Raw genomic sequence first — 16,499 nt, forward strand, 5'->3', positions numbered from 1 at the left:
CGTGTGGGTGACGTCGATGCTGTCCTCGCCGGTCGCCTTGCGGCCGGCGAGCCAGAATGCGGTGGGGGTGCTCACAGCGGCCCGGCCCTTCCGATGGGGTGGTGATCCCGATGGGTGGTGATCGATCACGTACGTCCACGGTAGGCCGGGCGGGGCGCGGGGGCGTTTGTCCACTGCGGAGTACCGCTCGTGGCGGGTACTCCGTTGTGTCACTCGCCGGGCGGCAGCGTCTTCATCGCCAGCCACAGCTCCATCCGGACGTCGGGATCGTCCAGCGAGCGGCCGAGGATCTCCTCCACGCGGCGCATGCGGTAGCGCAGGGTGTGCCGGTGAACGCCCAGGTCGGACGCGGCCGCGTCCCACTGGCCGTGCCGCGAGAGCCATGCCTGGAGGGAGGCGACGAGGTCGCCGCGGCTGGTCGCGTCGTGCTCGCGCAGCGGGCGCAGCAGCCCCTCGGCGAACGCCCGGACCGCGTCGTCGCCGAGCAGCGGGAGAACCGATCCTGCACCGACCTCGCCGTGCTCGACCAGGTTGCGGCCGCGCCGCAGCGCGACGGCCAGCGCCCGTTCCGCCTGCCGGTTGGCGTCCGGCAGCTCCGCCACCGGGACGGCCCCGGACAGCCCGGCGGCCAGGGTGTCGTCGGCCTCGGCGAAGTCGGTGCAGGCCTTGAGCACGGCCGAACCGTCGGCGGCGAGCACCACCAGCCGGGGGCCCTCCCGTACGGCGATGACCGGCTCGCCCGAGCGGGCGCCGGCGGCCTCCGCGCGCTCGGCCAGCAGCGCCACCGAGTCCAGCGCCACCGCCGGGCGGCCGGTACGGGCGGCGGGCCTGGCCGTCTTCACGGGCTTGGCGGTGAGTTCTGCGGGCTCCACGACGAGCAGCCGCACCGGCTGCGCCAGCAGGTCGCCGTAGAGCCGGCCCGCGACGGTACGGGCGTGCTCGCTCTCCCCGGTGAGCAGCATCCGCAGCAGGGCGGCCGCGAGCCGCTGCTCGGTGTCCTGGAGCGCCCGCGACTGCTCCAGGGAGAGCGTGAGCAGCGCGACGGCGGCGTGCACGACATAGCGGGCGGGGGTGTCGAGGCGCTCCTCGGTGCCGACGGCGAGAAACCCGCGGGCCCGGCGCGCGGTGCCCAGCGACTGCAGTTCGACACGGTCCTCGGTGCCCGCGGGGCCCGCCACGGCCGCGCTGGCGGGCGCCGGTTTGTCCCGCAGCCGGTCGATCTCGCCGGTCAGCCGGGCGGCGCGGCGGCCCGCCCACTCGGGGGCGGCGGCGAGCACCGCGCCGGACGCGTCGTAGAGCGCGGCCCAGCCGTTGAGGTGGTGCGCGAGCCGGCCGAGCAGCGCGGAGGTGCCGTCCGGGGCGAGGGCCGCCCGGGTCAGATCGCGCTGGGCCTCGAAGCCGGCGGTGACGGCCTGGTACTGGTCGGCCGCGACCGCCGCCGACACGGCCTTGCTGATCGCGATGAACGGCGTGCGGCGCGGCACTTCGAGCAGCGGCAGATCCAGTTCCGCTGCGGCGTCGACCAGCGCGGGCGGCACCGCGTCGTGCCCCACCCCGACGCCGAAGCCGAGCCCGACCACCCCGGCGTCCGCCAGCCGCCGCACGTAGCCGCGCAGGCTGTCCGGGTCGTCGACGGCGAGTTTGAGTCCGGTGGTGAGCAGCAGTTCGCCGCCTTCGAGATACGGTCCCGGGTCGTCCAGCTCGCTGGTGTGCACCCAGCGCACGGTGGCGTCCAGATGGTCGCCGCCGGCCAGGACCACGAGCTTGAGTGCCGAATGGTGGACGAGAGAGGCGAGAGTGAGGGGCATGACGCGCTGTCGCCTCCGGCGGGGGCTTCCGGCGGCGCCGGCGGGGTCGCGGGGACCCACCGGGCCCGGAAGGCCCAAAGGACTCGGGTTTTGGCCGACCGGTAGTGGTGACCGGTTCCGATTCTGCCTCACCGTCCAGATCCCGGCATCAGGCGTCCGATATCGGACGTGCGATGTCAGGAATCAGGTGTCGGACAGCCGGGAGCAGGCGTCAGGCGTCAGCCGCGGAGGTCGACCAGTATCGGCGGGGCGTGCTCGCCGTCGGTGGCGGTGAGCGAGACGACGGCATGCCCGGCCGGCACCGAATGGGCCAGCTCGGAGGCGGACCAGCGCTCACGCTCGACGCTGCGGACGGTCACCGACTCGGTGGTGACGGCCTCCCCGGTGAACAGCCGCCGCACCCCGCGGTTGAGGCGGCGCAGCAGACCGCCGGACTGGTCGGGCGTACGCGTCACGTCCCGGGTCTCGACCCAGGTGGTGCCCCAGGCCTCGGCGAACCGCTTCCCGTCCCACGTGGTGATCCCGGACAGCGCCATCCGGCAGCCGACCGCGCCGAGCAGCGCGGTGCGCAGCGCCTCGGGGACGTCGTCGAGCGTCCGCAGCGCCAGCACGGCCCCAGCGTTGGCGGACCGCAGCCGCTGCAGTCCGCGCACCGACTCTCCGGTGATGGTGTGCGCGGCGTCGTCGAGGACCAGGCAGGCGAAGAGCGACCGGTCGCGGCGGCCGGTGACCGCGGCGGTGAACTGGGCCAGCACGAGCCGCGCGAGGATCCGGGACGCCTCGGCGTGACCGCGTTCGGGCAGGTCGATACGGACCCGCAGCGGGTGCTCCAGGGTGTGCATGGAAAACGGCCGGGTCCGGCCGGTGACGTCGAAGAAGCCCGCGAAGGCCGGCCGGTCGAGCAGCGCGATCCGGTCGGCGAGCAGGGTGCCGATGTCGTCGGGCCGCCCCGCCTGCCGCTGCCGTGCCTCCAGCTCACGGACCGGACCCGGCTCCCCGGCCAGGTCCAGCGCGCCGCGCAGCGCGGCGAACGCGTGCGGGATGCCGTCGAGCAGCTCGCGCAGCTCGGTCACGGCGGGGAAGCGCCCGTGGGCGGCGCGGTAGGGGCCGAGCAGCTGGGAGAGCGCGGTGGCGGCCCGCCGGATGTCGGCCTCGTGCGTGGGGCCGTCGTCGATGAGCGCCTCGGCGAGGGTGCTCCCGGCCGCGTCCGGGTCGGGGCTGCCGCCGTACAGGTCCAGGTCGTAGCGCGAGGAGGGGTCGCCGAGCGAGATGACGACGTCGAACGCGTCGGCCGGTCCCAGGTCGGTGCCCGCGGAGCCCACGGCGATCACCGCGGCGGTGCCGGACAGCGCCTGCAGGCACAGCGACTCGACGACCGGCCGGACCAGCTGCCGGGTCTTCCCCGAGCCGGGCGGGCCGACGGCGACCAGGCCGGTGCCGAGCAGCGACGGGTCGAGCGCCAGCCCCGCGCCCCGGTGCTGGTACGGATTGCGGTCGTCGGCCGGCGCCAGGCCGATCCGCACCTGGCCGCCGAGCAGATCGTGCGTCGCGGAGCGGAACGGCAGATCGCGCGCGCCGGAAGGATGCAGACACGCCGCGGCGCCCTGCCGCAGCACGGTGTCGGCGAACGCGTCGATCCGCCGCGGGTCCGCCAGTACCGACGTCCAGGCCCGCTGGATCCGCGTGTAGTCGACGTCGTTCATCCGCCCGCTGCGGATCTCGCCCGCGAGCCGGTCCGCCACCGCGTGCTGCCCGGCCGCCCGCAGCTCGGGCCACTGGACGGGATCGTCCTCGACGGGCTGCCCGTCGGGCCGCAGCCCCGGCTGCGCCGGCTCGTCCCACAGCCGGCTCAGAGCGGGCGCGGCATACCGGCGCCAGACGTCCGGCCAGTGCCCGGCCCGGCCGAACACATAGGCCAGCAGACCGATCCAGATCAGGTAGTAGGTGTTGGAGACGATCGTGTAGGCGACCCGGTCGCCGGTGTACGCCCAGTCGTCCGGGATGAGCCAGAACATCGGCTTGAGCCAGAGGCTGCCGAAGTAGTTCCAGAGCAGCGACCAGACCAGCAGCCCGCACAGCAGGGCCAGCAGCGCGCCGCCGATCAGCCGGCGGCCGGCGAGCCGGCCCGGGTCCTCCGGGGGACGCGGGACGTGGCCGTACGCGAAGATCCCCGGGGCGTCGTGGTGGCGCGGGGTGCGCAGCCAGGTCTCCAGCGCGGACACCGGTGGCGCCTGTGGCATCGGCGGCGGTCCCGCCGGCCTCGGTACCGGGGTCGCGGGCGCGGCCTTCCGGAATCCCTGCGTACCCTCGATATCCACTACCGGCCGCCCCTCAGCCTCGTCGCCAGCGACGGAACTCAATGTAGTGGAGCGGACACCGGTCCATAAGGATCATGGCGCTTCGCGAGGCGCGGGTGCCGAAATCGGCCGCCAGGACTACGGTCTGCCGGGAAGCGGACTGTCCGCCGTGTCGAATGATCACCCGCCACTGCGCCCTATCGGAGTAAGCGGGTCCGCGCGGCCCCCGCTTAGCCTGCGGGAAAAGCCCGTGGACATATAAGAGGAGTACGCCCGCCATGACCGAACTGTCCCAGGAGCGCCGGCTCGTCACCTCGATCCCCGGCCCGAAGTCGCAGGAGCTGATGGCCCGCAAGGTCGCCGCGGTCCCCAACGGCATCGGCGTCACCCTCCCCGTCTTCGTGACGCGCGCCGGCGGCGGCGTGCTCGAGGACGTGGACGGCAACTCGCTCATCGACTTCGGCTCCGGCATCGCGGTGACCTCGGTCGGCAACAGCGCCGAGGCCGTGGTGCGGCGGGCGACCGCGCAGCTCGCGGACTTCACCCACACCTGTTTCATGGTGACCCCGTACGAGGGTTACGTCGAGGTCGCCGAGCAGCTCAACGAGCTGACCCCGGGCGACCACGACAAGCGCACCGCACTGTTCAACTCCGGCGCCGAGGCCGTCGAGAACGCGGTGAAGATCGCCCGCTCGTACACCAAGCGCACCGCGGTCGTCGTCTTCGACCACGGCTACCACGGCCGCACCAACCTGACGATGGCCCTCACCGCCAAGAACATGCCGTACAAGGAGGGCTTCGGGCCGTTCGCACCCGAGGTCTACCGCGTACCGCTGGCCTACGGCTACCGCTGGCTGACCGGCGCCGAGAACTGCGCCGAGGAGGCGGCGGCCCAGGCGATCGACATGATCACCAAGCAGGTCGGCGCCGAGAACGTGGCCGCGATCGTGATCGAGCCGATCGCGGGCGAGGGCGGCTTCATCGAGCCGGCCAAGGGCTTCCTGCCGAAGATCGCCGAGTTCGCGAAGGCGAACGGCATCGTGTTCGTCGCGGACGAGATCCAGACCGGCTTCTGCCGCACCGGCCAGTGGTTCGCCTGTGACGACGAGGGCGTCGTCCCGGACCTGATCACCACCGCCAAGGGCATCGCGGGCGGTCTGCCGCTCGCCGCCGTCACGGGCCGCGCCGAGATCATGGACGCCGCGCACGCGGGCGGCCTCGGCGGCACCTACGGCGGCAACCCGGTGGCCTGCGCCGCGGCGCTCGGCGCGATCGAGACCATGAAGGAGCTCGACCTCAACGCCCGCGCGCGGCGCATCGAGGAGGTCATGAAGGGCCGTCTGCACGCGATGCAGGAGAAGTTCGACGTGATCGGTGAAGTACGCGGCCGCGGCGGCATGATCGCCGTCGAGCTCGTGGAGCCGGGCACCAAGACCCCGAACGCCGCGGTGACCGCCGCCCTGGCGAAGGCCTGCCACGCCGAGGGCCTGGTCGTTCTGACCTGCGGCACCTATGGCAACGTGCTGCGTTTCCTGCCGCCGCTGGTCATCGGCGAAGATCTCCTGAACGAGGGCCTGGACATCATCGAGGAGGCCCTCACCCGGGTGTGACTCCCGGTGTAACTCTGGGTAAGGGGGCGGCATCGGTGAAGAAGGTGTGCGGGCCTGATGGCGGAGGGGTAATCGCTCTCCCGGCAGCCTCGCCGGTGACGTACGGTTTCCGCAGATACACCGCACCATCCCGCTCGTGGGTGACCATGGGCGACACCGCGCCGGCGACCCCCCATTGCCGGCACAGCAGTGCCCTCGCGCACGACAGCGCCGGAACGAAGCGTTTCGGCACTCTTCGCCGATCGATCGACCGCTCGTCCCAAACCCCCCGGGCCGAGCGGCACGGAGATCGACCTGGCCGCCTCGGAACTCTCCCCCCTGTTCCGGGGCGGCCGATTTTTGCCCTGAACCTGGTCCTGGCCGTCAGCCTGCTGCTCTTCGCGCTGATCACCTGGCAGGTCGTCGCCGGTGGCCCGTTGGTGGACGCCGACCGGTGGCTGCTCCGGCGTTTCCAGCACGCCGCCGCGCGGCACCGGAGCCTGCACGGCACCGGGCAGTTCTTCTGCGACCTCGGCAACGCGCAGATCGCGGTGCCGCTCCTCGCCGCCGCCATCGGCGCAAGCGCCTGGCGCGGCCGCCGGGCCGGGCTGTCGCGGTGGTGGGCGCGCCCGCTGGCCGCGGCGCTGGCCATGGCCGCGGTCCCGCTGATCGTCAGCGTCACCAAGACCCTCGTCGCCCGCCCCTCCCCCGGCCACCGCCGCCTCGGCCCCGGCTCCTACCCCGGCTTCTTCCCGTCCGGGCACACGGCGTCGGCGTCGGTCGCCCTCGGCGCCGCCGCCCTTCTCGTACTCCCGCTCGTCCGGAACGCCGCCCTGCGACGGCTGCTCGCCGCCGCGGTCCTGCTGGTGGTGGCCGCCGTCGGGGTGTCGCTGGTGTGGTGCGGGTACCACTGGCCGCTGGACGTCCTGGGCAGCTGGTGCCTGTGCGCGGCGCTGCTGTCGGGAGTGGCCATGACCCCGGCCGGCTCATCCGACAGCAGCGCCGGCCAGGCCCGGAGGACGGACCTGCCCGGCGCTGACGGCTAGCGAGCGGTTCAGCTGTTCGTCGGGAAGCCCAGGTTGATGCCGCCGTGGCTCGGGTCCAGCCAGCGCTGCGTCACCGCCTTGCCGCGGGTGAAGAACTTGACGCCGTCCTCGCCGTAGGCGTGCGTGTCGCCGAAGAGCGAGCTCTTCCAGCCGCCGAAGGAGTAGTAGGCGACCGGGACCGGGATCGGGACGTTGATGCCGACCATGCCGACCTCGACCTCGTACTGGAAGCGGCGGGCCGCGCCCCCGTCGTTGGTGAAGATCGCGGTGCCGTTGCCGTACGGGCTGCTGTTGATGAGCTCCAGACCCTCGTCGTACGAGTCGACCCGCACCACGGACAGCACCGGGCCGAAGATCTCGTCGTCGTACACGGACATGCCCGGCTTGACGTTGTCGAAGATCGTCGGGCCGAGCCAGAAGCCATCGGCGGTGTTTTCGCCCGAGATCGGGTGCTTGCGGCCGTCGACGGTGAGCGTGGCGCCGTCGGCGAGGCCCGCGTCGAGGTAGGAGGTGACCTTGTCGCGGTGCACGCCGGTGACCAGCGGGCCCATCTCGGAGTCGCCGTTGCAGCCGGGGCCGACCTTCAGACCGGCGATGCGCTCCTTGATCTTCTCGACGAGCTCGTCACCGACCGGGTCGACGGCGACGAGGACGGAGATGGCCATGCAGCGCTCGCCTGCCGCGCCGAACCCGGCGTTGACGGCGGCGTCGGCCGCGAGGTCGAGGTCCGCGTCGGGCAGCACCAGCATGTGGTTCTTGGCGCCGCCGAGGGCCTGGACGCGCTTGCCGTAGCTGGTGCCGGTCTCGTACACGTACCGGGCGATCGGCGTGGAGCCGACGAAGGAGACCGCCTTGATGTCCGGGTGCTCCAGCAGGCGGTCGACGGAGACCTTGTCACCGTGCACGACGTTGAAGACGCCGTCCGGCAGACCGGCCTCCTTCCACAGCCCCGCGATGAAGTTGGCGGCCGAGGGGTCCTTCTCCGAGGGCTTGAGGACCACCGTGTTGCCCGCGGCGATGGCGATGGGGAAGAACCACATCGGCACCATGGCCGGGAAGTTGAACGGGGAGATGATCGCCACCGGGCCGAGCGGCTGGCGGATCGAGTAGACGTCGACACCCGTGGAGGCCTGCTCGGTGAAGCCGCCCTTCGACAGCTGCGGGATGCCGCACGCGTACTCGACGACCTCGATACCGCGGGCGATCTCGCCCAGCGCGTCCGAGTGCACCTTGCCGTGCTCGGAGACGATGATCGAGGCCAGCTCGTCACGGCGGGAGTTGATCAGCTCGCGGAAGGCGAAGAGCACCTGGCTGCGCTTGGCCACCGACGCGCTGCGCCAGTCGGGGAACGCCTCGACAGCGGCGCTGACGGCCTGGTCGACCTCACGGATCGACGCGAAGTCCACCTGTCCGGTGACCGCCCCGGTGGCCGGGTCGTACACATCGCCGCGCCGCTCCGCGGTGCCGGTCCATGCCTGGCCGGCGATCCAGTGGGTGATGTTCTTGGTGGACACGGGGGGACCCTTCTCTCGTAAGCCTGCTGCCAGTCTTGCGAGGGCATGGCGAGGCGTACAAGCAGCAACGTGTCGGCGGCGCGTCGCGGGGCCTTACAGATCGTCGGACAGCCGGTGTCCGCGGAAGGATTCCGGGCCGGTTCCGGAGGGAACCCGAGCGGAGTCCAGGGGGAACCCAGGGGGGAATCCGGGGATCCCGGCGGGTCAGCCGTCACCCGCGAGCTGCGCGACGGCCTCGTGCATCGCCAGTTCCAGAATCACCGGATCGGTGAGGTGCCCGGTGCCGTCGGGCGGGATGAGCCAGCGGACGCCGCCGGTGGCCCGGCCGGGGTAGGGGACGACGATCCAGGTGCCGCGGCCCGCGCTGCGCACACCGGTGGCGATCCAGCGGGCGGCCGTTCCCGGAGGTACGAAGAACCCCATGCGGGAGTCCCCGAAGTCGGACAGGACCGGCCCGGGCCGGTCGACGAGCCGGGTGAGCACGTCCAGGGTCGGATAGCCGAGCTCGCCCGCCAGGATCAGAACGTCCCAGAGCCTGCCGGCGGGCAGCAACGTCACCCCGAGGGGGTTGCGTTCCCAGTCCCACCGGCAGGCCTCCGGATCGGGTGCCGCGGATACCAGCCATTCGACCGCACTCTTCGCACCGGCGCTGCCCATGCCGGTTCCTCCGTTCCGTGAAGCTGATACTGCTGACACGGAAGAGAGGGCCGGAAGCGCGGATCATTACGCGGGTTCGGCTACTGATTGGTAGTGCGGCGGCTCACGGCCTCCGGGCAGGGGTGCGCCTGGGGGGCGCGAGGCGCACACGACGAGTGCCCCCGGGCGCACTCCCCCAGGTCGTGTCGTCGAATGACCCGACGACGGTCCCTAGCTGTCGAAGCCCAGTCCCGCCTTGTCCATCGCCTTCAGCCACAGGTTGCGCCGGCCTTCGTTGCGGTCGGCGCGGTCCAGCGACCACTTCGTGAGGCCGATCCCGACCGAGGTGAACGGCTCGGGCGGGAACGGCATCGGCTTGCTGCGGACCATCTTCAGTTCGGTGCGTTCGGTGCGTTCGCCGGACAGCAGGTCGAGCATGACGTCCGCGCCGAAGCGGGTGGCACCGACGCCCAGGCCGGTGTATCCCGCCGCATAAGACACCTTTCCGCCGTGGGCGGTTCCGAAGAACGCCGAAAAGCGCGAACAGGTGTCGATGGCGCCGCCCCAGGTGTGGGTGAAGCGCACGTCCTCCAGCTGCGGGAAGCAGCGGTAGAAGTGCTGGGCGAGCTTGAGGTTGGTCTCCGGGCGCTGGTCGCGCTCGGCGGAGAGCCGGCCGCCGTAGGGGTAGATGGCGTCGTAGCCGCCCCACAGGATCCGGTTGTCGGCCGAGAGCCGGAAGTAGTGGAACTGGTTGGCGCTGTCGCCCAGTCCCTGGCGGTTCTTCCAGCCGATGGAGGCGAGCTGCTCCTCGCTGAGCGGCTCGGTCATCAGCGCGTAGTCGTACACCGGGACGATGTACGGCCGTACCCGCTTGACCAGCGACGGGAACACGTTCGTGCCGAGCGCGACCTGCCGGGCGAAGACCCGGCCGTACGGGGTGCGGACGGCCATGCCGGCGCCGTTCGCGGTGAGCGCGGTGGCGCGGGTGTGCTCGTGGATGCGGACACCCAGCCCGAGGCAGGCGCGCTTGAGGCCCCAGGCGAGCTTGGCCGGGTGCACCATGGCGACGCCGGTGCGGTCCCACAGCCCGCCGAGGAACGTCGGGGAGTCGACCTCGGCGCGCACCTGGTCCTGGTCGAGCAGTTCCAGCGCGATGCCGTGCTCCATCGCCTGCCCGGCGGCCTCGTGCAGTTCCTCGAGCTGGTGCGGCTCGGTGGCCACGTCGATCTCACCGGTGCGCTCGAACTCGCAGTCCAGGGAGTAGCGGGCGACCGCCGCCTCGATCTCGTCGAGGTTGCGGTCGCCCAGCTCCTCCAACCGGGCGAACTCGCCGGGCCAGCGGGTGAGTCCGTTGGACAGCCCGTGGGTGAGGCTGGCGGCGCAGAAGCCGCCGTTCCGCCCGGAGGCGGCCCAGCCGATCTCGTTGCCCTCGATCAGCGCCACGTCGCGCGACGGGTCGCGCTCCTTGGCGAGCAGGGCGGTCCACAGCCCGGAGTAGCCGCCGCCGACGACCAGCAGGTCGCAGTGCTCGTCACCGGTGAGCGCGCCGAGCGGCTGCGGCTTGCCGGGATCCTCCAGCCAGAAGGGTGTCGGCCGCGCGTCTGCGAGCGAACGGGCTGGGTCCATCTGTTCTCACACCTTTTGGTGATCGGTTCGGTTCCGGTCGATCGGGTACGGACGTGCGGTGTTACGCGCGGGCCTTGCGCCGGCTGCCGAGCAGCTGCCCGGCGACGACGACGAGGACCGCGATCACGAACATCGCGGTGCCGATCACATTGATCTGCACCGGGGTGCCGCGTTGCGCCGAGCCCCAGACGAACATCGGGAACGTCACCGTCGAGCCGGCGTTGAAGTTCGTGATGATGAAGTCGTCGAAGGACAGGGCGAAGGACAGCAGGGCGCCGGAGGCGATACCGGGTGCCACCAGCGGGAGGGTAACCCGCAGGAAGGTCTGGAGCGGGGAGGCGTACAGGTCCTGCGCGGCCTGCTCCAGGCGCGGGTCCATGCTCATCACGCGGGCCTTGACCGCGGTGACGACGAAGCTCAGGCAGAACATGATGTGCGCGATGAGGATGGTCCAGAAGCCGAACGGGACGCGCATGTTGAGGAAGAGCGTCCCCAGCGAGGCGGCCATCACGACCTCGGGCATCGCCATCGGCAGGAAGATCAGCATGTTGGTCGTGCCGCGCGCCTTGAAGCGGTAGCGGGCGAGCGCGAAGGCGATCATCGTGCCCAGCACCGTCGCGCCGATCGTGGCGTACAGCGCGATCTGCAGGCTGAGGCCGAGCGAGCCGCACATGTCGGCGACGTCGCAGGGGTGCTCCCAGGCGTCGGTGGAGAAGCGTGTCCACTCGTAGTTGAAGCGCCCGTTCGGCTTGTTGAACGAGAACACCATGACGACGAGGTTCGGCAGGATCAGGTACGCGAGGCAGAGCACACCCGCGAAGACCACCAGGTTCTTCCGTATCCAGCGCATCAGACCAGCTCCTCCGTTCCGGCCTTGCGGATGTAGAACATGACCATCGCGAGGATCACCGCCATCAGGATGAAGGACAGGGCGGCGGCCGTCGGGTAGTCGAGCACGCGCAGGAACTGGGACTGGATGACGTTGCCGATCATCTTCTGGTTGGTGGTGCCCAGCAGTTCGGCGTTGATGTAGTCGCCGGTCGCCGGGATGAAGGTGAGCAGGGTGCCCGCGACCACGCCCGGCATGGACAGCGGGAAGGTCACCTTGCGGAAGACTGTGAAGGGCTTGGCGTACAGGTCGCCGGCCGCCTCGTGCAGCTTGCCGTCGATGCGCTCCAGCGAGGTGTAGAGCGGCAGGATCATGAAGGGCAGGAAGTTGTACGTCAGACCGCAGATCACCGCGAGCGGTGTGGCCAGTACGCGGTCGCCCTGCGTGATGCCGAGCGAGGACGTCAGATCCAGGATGTGCAGCTGGTTGAGGGTCTGCACCACGAATCCGCCGTCGGCCAGGATCGTCTCCCAGGCGAGGGTGCGGATCAGGAAGCTGGTGAAGAACGGCGCGATGACCAGGATGAGGATGAGGTTGCGCCAGCGGCCGGCCCGGAAGGCGATGGTGTACGCGAGCGGGTAGCCGATCGCCAGGCACAGCACGGTCGCGATGGCGGAGTACTCGAACGAGCGCAGGAACTGCGGGTAGTACTCGGTCAGCGCGTCCCAGTAGGTCGCGAAGTGCCAGGTGACCTTGAAGCCCGCTTCCAGCGAGCCGGTCTGCACGGACGTGGACGCCTGGTAGATCATCGGCGCCACGAAGAACACCAGCAGCCAGGCGATGCCCGGCAGCAGCAGCCAGTACGGCACCCGGCGCTTGCGCCCGGCGGCCCGGCGCATCGCGGCCGGGACCGGCGCCGGGGTCTCCGGCGGGGCGGGCGGCCGGTCGGTGACGGTGCTCATGCGGCTTCCACCTCCTGCACACCGGCATCGATGTCCTGGGCCGCGTCGAGGCCGAAGGTGTGCGCGGGGTTCCAGTGCAGGACGACGGGGGCGCCGGGCACCAGCCGCGAGTCACGGTCGACGTTCTGCACGAAGACCTCCAGCTCCGGGCAGACCGGGCTGTCGATCACGAACTGGGTGGAGACGCCGATGAAGCTGGAGTCGACGATGCGGCCGGGTATCCGGTTGCGCCCGTCGGCGATCGAGTCCTCGTCGTCGCGGTGCGCGACGGATATCTTCTCGGGGCGCACGCCGGCCAGCACCCGGCCGCCCACGGCCGTCTTCGCCGAACAGCGCGCGGTGGGCAGCGCGAGCTTCTGGCCGCCCGCGACGAGCAGCAGATCGTCGCCCGAGGTGCCGGTGACCTCGGCCTCGATGAGGTTGGAGGTGCCGAGGAAGTTCGCGACGAACGTCGATCCCGGGTTCTCGTACAGGTCGGCGGGGGCGCCGAGCTGCTCCACCCGTCCGCCGTTCATCACCGCGACGGTGTCGGCCATGGTCATGGCCTCCTCCTGGTCGTGGGTGACGTGCACGAAGGTGATGCCGACCTCGGTCTGGATGCGCTTGAGCTCCAGCTGCATCTGGCGGCGCAGCTTGAGGTCCAGGGCGCCGAGCGGCTCGTCGAGCAGCAGCACCTTGGGGTGGTTGATGAGAGCGCGGGCGACCGCGACGCGCTGCTGCTGGCCACCGGAGAGCTGGTTCGGCTTGCGGCGGGCCATCGAGCCCAGCTCGACGAGCTCCAGCATGTCCTCGACCTGCTTCTTCACCGACTTGATGCCGCGCCGGCGCAGGCCGAAGGCGACGTTCTCATAGATGTCCAGATGCGGGAAGAGCGCGTAGTTCTGGAAGACGGTGTTCACCGGGCGCTTGTACGGCGGGAGGGCCGTGACGTCCTCGCCGGACAGGGACACGGTGCCGGAGGAGGGGTCCTCGAGGCCCGCGATCATGCGCAGGGTCGTGGTCTTGCCGCAGCCGGAGGCGCCGAGCAGGGCGAAGAAGGAGCCCTGCGGGATGGTGAGGTCGAGCGGGTGGACGGCGGTGAAGGCGCCGTACCGCTTGCTGATCCCGGAGAGGATGACCTCGCCGCCGGAGGAGTCGTGTGTCATGGGGTCGCTTCCCGTAAGTCGTCAGTCGTCAGGTGCGGTCAGGCGCCGATGAGTTTGGAGAACTTCTGCTCGTACGCGGTCTCCTCGGCGGAGGACAGCAGGCGGAAGGAGTGCGTCTTGGCGGCCATCGCGGCGTCCGGGAGGATCAGCGTGTTCGCGGCCAGCGCCGGGTCGATCTTCGCGAGTTCGTCGCGTACCCCCGCCACCGGGCAGACGTAGTTGATGTAGGCCGCGAGCTGGGCGGCGACCGGCGGCTCGTAGTAGTAGTCGATGAGCCGCTCGGCGTTCTTCTTGTGCCGCGCCTTGTTGGGGATCACGAGGTTGTCGGTCGACGAGAGGTAGCCCGCGTCGGGGAAGACGTACTCGATGTCCGGGTTGTCGATCTTCAGCTGGACGAGGTCGCCGGCCCACGCGAGACACGCGGCCATGTCGCCCTTGGAGAGGTCCGCGGTGTAGTCGTTGCCGGTGAAGCGGCGGATCTGCTTGGAGTCGACGGCCTTCTGCACCCGGGCTATCGCCGCGTCGAAGTCGTCGTTGGTGAAGGAGGCGGGGTTCTTGCCCATGTCCATCAGCGTCATGCCGACGGTGTCCCGCATCTCGGTGAGCATCCCGACCCGGCCCTTGAGCGTGGGGTCGTCCAGCAGCTGCGAGACCGAGGTGACCTTACGGCCGTTGGTCGCCTTCTTGTTGTAGGCGATGACGGTGGCGATACCGGTCCACGGGTACGAATAGGCGCGGCCCGGGTCCCAGTCGGGGCTGCGGAACCGCTGCTCCAGGTTGGCGTACGCGTGCGGCAGGTTGGACGCGTCGAGCTTCTGCACCCAGCCGAGGCGGATCATGCGGCCGGCCAGCCAGTCGGTGAGCACCATCAGGTCGCGGCCGGTGTCCTGGCCGGCGGCGAGCTGCGGCTTGACCTTGCCGAAGAACTCGACGTTGTCGTTGATGTCCTCGGTGTACTTGACGTTGATACCGGTGCGCTTGCCGAAGGCGTCGAGTGTCGGACGGTGCTTCCCGTCGTCCGTGACGTCGATGTACTCCGTCCAGTTGGAGAAGTTGACCGTCTTCTCCGACCCGGAGTGGTCCTCGGTCGTGGCGGCGGCGTCCTTCTGGCCGCCCGCGGCGGGGATGCCGCAACCGGTGAGGCCGGTCAGCCCTGCCGTCGCCACGGCGCCGAGTCCGGCGGCGCGCAGCAGCGACCGGCGGGCGAGCGCACCACGCCCGTTGGTCATGGTGCGCCGTATCGCCGCGAGCTGGGGAGGCGAGAGTGTCTCGTACTGCTCCATGCGCTGTGCCCTTTCACGGGAGGCCGGCCGGGAACCGCCTGGGGTCCGGCCGGAGTCCGGGGTCCGACCGGGTTATCGGTCTCCGAAGATCGTGCGGTGCCAGTCCTTGCGGACGATCGCGGTGTTGTCGTACATCACATGCTTGACCTGCGTGTACTCCTCGAAGGAGTACGCGGACATGTCCTTGCCGAAGCCGGACGCCTTGTAGCCGCCGTGCGGCATCTCGCTGAGGATCGGGATGTGGTCGTTGATCCAGACACAGCCCGCCTTCATCTCGCGGGTGGCCCGGCTGGCGCGGAAGACGTCGCGGGTCCAGGCGGACGCGGCCAGGCCGTACGGGGTGTCGTTGGCGAGCGCCAGGCCCTCGTCGTCGCTGTCGAAGGGCAGCACGACGAGCACCGGGCCGAAGATCTCGGACTGGACGATCTCGCTGTCCTGCGCGGCGCCCGTGATGAGGGTGGGGCGGTAGAACGCGCCCGCCGCCAGCTTGTCGCCGGGGGCCTCGCCGCCGGTAACGACGGTGGCGTACGCGCGGGAGCGGTCGACGATCGCCGCGACGCGGTCCCGCTGGAGGTGCGAGATGAGCGGGCCGAGGTCGGTCGACGGGTCGAACGGGTCGCCGAGCCTGATGCCCGCGAAGAGGTCGGCCACCCCGGCGACGAACGCGTCGTACAGCGGCCGCTGGACGTAGGCGCGGGTCGCGGCGGTGCAGTCCTGGCCGGTGTTGATCAGAGAGCCGGCGACCGCGCCGTGCACGGCCGCTTCCAGGTCCGCGTCGTCGAAGACCACGAAGGGCGCCTTGCCGCCGAGTTCCAGGTGCAGCCGCTTGACGGTGCGGATGGCGATCTCGGCGACGCGCTTGCCGACGCCGGTGGAGCCGGTGAAGGAGGTCATGGCGACGTCGGGGTGGCCGACGAGGTGTTCGCCGGCCTCCTTGCCCGCGCCGCTGACGATGTTGACCACACCGTCCGGGATACCGGCCTCGGTGGCCGCGCGGGCGAACATCAGCGAGGTCAGCGGGGTCAGCTCGGCGGGCTTGAGCACGATGGTGTTGCCCGCGGCGATGGCCGGCAGGACCTTCCAGGCCGCCATCTGCAGCGGGTAGTTCCAGGGCGCGATCGAGCCGACGACGCCGACCGGCTCACGGCGCACGTAGGAGGTGTGGTCGGCCGAGTACTCACCGGCGGCCTTGCCCTCCAGATGGCGGGCGGCCCCCGCGAAGAACGCGGTGTTGTCGACGGTGCCCGGTACGTCGAACCCGGCGCTCAGCCGCAGCGGCTTGCCGCACTGCAGCGACTCCACGAAGGCCAGGTCGTCGGCCTGCTCGGCCAGCACCTCGGAGAAGCGGTGCATCGCGGTGGAACGCTCAGCCGGGGTGGCACCGGACCAGCCGGGGAGGGCGGCCTTCGCGGCGGCGACGGCGGCGTCCACGTCCGCGGCCCCGGCGAGCTCGTAGGTGTACACCGCGTCACCGGTGGCCGGGTCGACCACGGAGTGCTGGTGGCCTGAGGTGCCCGGCCGCGAGGCTCCGGCGATGTACTGGGCCCCGTCCGCGAACCGGTTCTTCACGTCGAAACGGTGGTCCATGGTGTCTCCTCGCATCCGCTTGGCGCCGTGGCCGAAGACTGGATTGATGGCTGATCCTGGCAGAGTAGCCTTGGGCCAACAAGGGATTCCGTTGTTGCCTTTTGGTTACGCGACGAAATCTGTCTTCCGTGATCTGCCACACAGTGGCTTTCCCCGGCGTCCCGAGGCACGATGCCG

General features: G+C 70.8%; 12 protein-coding genes. 2 read left to right on the forward strand and 10 right to left on the reverse strand.

The window, feature by feature from the left end:
• Window positions 1-209 precede the first annotated feature (209 nt).
• A complete protein-coding gene (locus O3W51_RS32320; RefSeq protein ID WP_138356708.1) occupies window positions 210-1,808 on the reverse strand; it encodes a PucR family transcriptional regulator in 1,599 nt (532 codons plus the stop codon).
• Between the two features lie 218 nt (window positions 1,809-2,026).
• A complete protein-coding gene (locus tag O3W51_RS32325; protein ID WP_232485857.1) occupies window positions 2,027-4,048 on the reverse strand; it encodes an ATP-binding protein in 2,022 nt (673 codons plus the stop codon).
• A 335-nt stretch (window positions 4,049-4,383) separates the two neighbouring features.
• On the opposite strand from O3W51_RS32325, the gene gabT reads away from it, so the two are divergent.
• Window positions 4,384-5,715: a 4-aminobutyrate--2-oxoglutarate transaminase gene (gabT, locus tag O3W51_RS32330; protein WP_138356710.1), complete on the forward strand. Its 1,332-nt coding sequence runs from the start codon at window positions 4,384-4,386 to the stop codon at window positions 5,713-5,715.
• A 146-nt stretch (window positions 5,716-5,861) separates the two neighbouring features.
• Window positions 5,862-6,740, forward strand: a complete 879-nt coding sequence (locus O3W51_RS32335; RefSeq protein ID WP_138356711.1) for a phosphatase PAP2 family protein — start codon at window positions 5,862-5,864, stop codon at window positions 6,738-6,740.
• 8 nt (window positions 6,741-6,748) lie between these two features.
• Here the strand turns inward: O3W51_RS32335 and O3W51_RS32340 are convergent, their stop codons facing one another.
• The 8 genes from O3W51_RS32340 to O3W51_RS32375 all read right to left on the reverse strand — a co-directional run bounded on the left by O3W51_RS32340 (window position 6,749) and on the right by O3W51_RS32375 (window position 16,322).
• Window positions 6,749-8,254, reverse strand: a complete 1,506-nt coding sequence (locus O3W51_RS32340; RefSeq protein WP_138356712.1) for a CoA-acylating methylmalonate-semialdehyde dehydrogenase — start codon at window positions 8,252-8,254, stop codon at window positions 6,749-6,751.
• Between the two features lie 204 nt (window positions 8,255-8,458).
• Window positions 8,459-8,911, reverse strand: coding sequence for a hypothetical protein (locus tag O3W51_RS32345; protein WP_138356713.1), 453 nt, complete (start codon window positions 8,909-8,911; stop codon window positions 8,459-8,461).
• A gap of 210 nt (window positions 8,912-9,121) precedes the next feature.
• Window positions 9,122-10,516 (reverse strand): NAD(P)/FAD-dependent oxidoreductase, encoded by a 1,395-nt coding sequence (locus O3W51_RS32350; RefSeq protein ID WP_138356714.1) that lies wholly within the window; start codon window positions 10,514-10,516, stop codon window positions 9,122-9,124.
• Window positions 10,517-10,577: 61 nt separating this feature from the next.
• Window positions 10,578-11,366 carry an ABC transporter permease gene (locus O3W51_RS32355; protein WP_138356715.1) on the reverse strand — a complete coding sequence of 263 codons (789 nt, stop codon included), beginning with the start codon at window positions 11,364-11,366 and terminating at the stop codon, window positions 10,578-10,580.
• On the reverse strand, window positions 11,366-12,307 hold the full coding sequence (locus tag O3W51_RS32360) for an ABC transporter permease (protein WP_138356716.1): 942 nt from the start codon (window positions 12,305-12,307) through the stop codon (window positions 11,366-11,368). Before O3W51_RS32360 ends, O3W51_RS32355 begins: the two co-directional genes overlap by 1 nt.
• Entirely contained in the window at window positions 12,304-13,452 is a 1,149-nt protein-coding gene (locus tag O3W51_RS32365; RefSeq protein ID WP_138356717.1) for an ABC transporter ATP-binding protein, read from the reverse strand. Before O3W51_RS32365 ends, O3W51_RS32360 begins: the two co-directional genes overlap by 4 nt.
• Window positions 13,453-13,490: 38 nt before the next feature.
• Entirely contained in the window at window positions 13,491-14,735 is a 1,245-nt protein-coding gene (locus O3W51_RS32370; RefSeq protein WP_138356718.1) for a polyamine ABC transporter substrate-binding protein, read from the reverse strand.
• Between the two features lie 72 nt (window positions 14,736-14,807).
• Window positions 14,808-16,322, reverse strand: coding sequence for a gamma-aminobutyraldehyde dehydrogenase (locus tag O3W51_RS32375; protein ID WP_138356719.1), 1,515 nt, complete (start codon window positions 16,320-16,322; stop codon window positions 14,808-14,810).
• Window positions 16,323-16,499 lie beyond the last annotated feature (177 nt).

The sequence above is a fragment of the Streptomyces sp. H39-C1 genome (assembly GCF_027158125.1).
GTDB lineage: Bacteria > Actinomycetota > Actinomycetes > Streptomycetales > Streptomycetaceae > Actinacidiphila > Actinacidiphila fildesensis.